The organism is Streptomyces atriruber (assembly GCF_001418325.1).
GTDB classification, from domain to species: Bacteria; Actinomycetota; Actinomycetes; order Streptomycetales; family Streptomycetaceae; genus Streptomyces; species Streptomyces atriruber.
In genome coordinates this window covers 1-1,594 of record NZ_LIPN01000511.1, presented here as the reverse complement: position 1 = coordinate 1,594, position 1,594 = coordinate 1, and the positions used below count along the sequence as shown (strand labels likewise).

Here is a 1,594-nt window from a genome sequence, read left to right as displayed (position 1 = left end):
GGGTGGTGCGGGGGCGGCCCGGCGCGCGGAACCACGGCGGGCCGGGCGGGCACCCCCGCACCACCCCGCCTCGGCTCCCCCACGGCCGCGTACCGGCGTACGGGCCTGCCGGGGTGCCGGGGCGGCCCGGCACGCGTCGGGTTGGGGCGGGTCCGGTTCAGGCCGGGTCGGCCAGGCGCTGCTCGAGCTGGCGGGCCAGCGCGATGCGCTGGACCTTGAGGGTGGCGGTGCGCGGCAGTTCGGCCTGCGGGATCTGGACGGGGTCGGCCAGCTGGGGGAAGTCGGTGACCGCGGCGCGCCAGCGGGCCCGGTCCAGCGGGGCGTCGTCGGTGGTGCAGATGACCGGGACGGGGGTGTCGTCGGGGCCGGGCACCACGACCAGTTCGCTCAGTTCCGCCAGCCGGCCCAGGACGACGTCCTCGACCTCCAGGGAGCTGCGCACGCCGTCGATCATGTCGACTTCCCGGTCGAGCATGTGCAGGCAGCCCAGCCGGGTGCGGTAGCCGACGTCGCCGGTGCGCCACCAGTCGCCGTTGCGGTTGGCGGCGTAGCGGTCCTGCTCGGCGTAGTAGGTCTTGGCCAGGCCGGGCCAGGCGACCTCGATGAAGCCGGGGTTCTTCTCCGAGGGGGTCTTGCCGTTGCGGCTGACCACGCGGACCCTGGCGGCGCCGGCGGGCATCGCCCAGCCCACGCAGCGTCCGTTCGCCTTGTGGGCGGAGTTGCGGAAGTAGGCGCGGCCCACGGCGGGGCCGACCTCGCTCTGTCCGTAGATCTGGAAGAACAGGGCGCCGGTCCGGTCGGAGGCGTTCAGCAGCCGGCTCATGGTGCGCGGGTGGATGGCGTCGAAGGTGCTGCTGAAGATCTTCACCGAGGCGAAGGGGCGGCGCGCGTCGCCGGCCAGGTCCTCCCAGTCCATCAGGGAGTTGGGCAGGGCTTCGACGAAGCCGGGCCGGTGGGCCAGGAACTGCTCGGCGACGGAGTCGGGGTCGGATTCGTTCATGAGCAGGATCGGCAGCTGCTTGAGCAGGGCCAGCGACATCGCCGCGACCATCCGGGAGTGCACGAAGGGGATGTGGATGGCGACGGTGTCCTTGCGGCGCATCAGGCCGAGCAGGCGCCACTGGGGCACCAGGCGGATGCCCTGGGTGCGGGGGGTGTGGACGACGAGTTTGGGCAGGCCGGTGGTGCCGGAGGTGTGGGTGATGACGGCGGCCTCGTCGATGGGCCGGACCACCGGGCTGACGCGGGGGGCGCCGGCGAGGTCGGCCAGGGACCGGGTGCCCTCGCGGTCGCCGGCCACGACCAGGACGCGCCGGGTGAGGTCGGCCAGCGGCTCCTTGGCCAGGCCCGCGTCGAGTTTGGCCAGGTCGGTCAGGAGGCTGGGGCGGTCCACGCGCTGGATCAGGGCGGCCACGGTGGGGGCGTCCAGGGCAGGCGAGAGCATCACCGGGACGGCGCCGATGCGGGAGGCGGCGGCGCCGAGCATCCAGATGTCGGCGTTGGCGCTCTTGTGGATGACCAGGTGTTCGTCGGGGCGTATGCCGGCCGCCCACAGGCGTCCCGCCAGGTCGTCGATGGCCGCGGCGAACTCGGC

General features: G+C 74.0%; 1 protein-coding gene. It reads right to left on the bottom strand.

Annotated features, from left to right (window positions below; all coding sequences use genetic code 11):
• Positions 1–157: 157 nt before the first annotated feature.
• Positions 158–1,594, bottom strand: a 1,437-nt coding sequence (locus AOK03_RS37295) for a class I adenylate-forming enzyme family protein (protein WP_055569812.1), incomplete at its 5' end; no start/stop codon positions are given.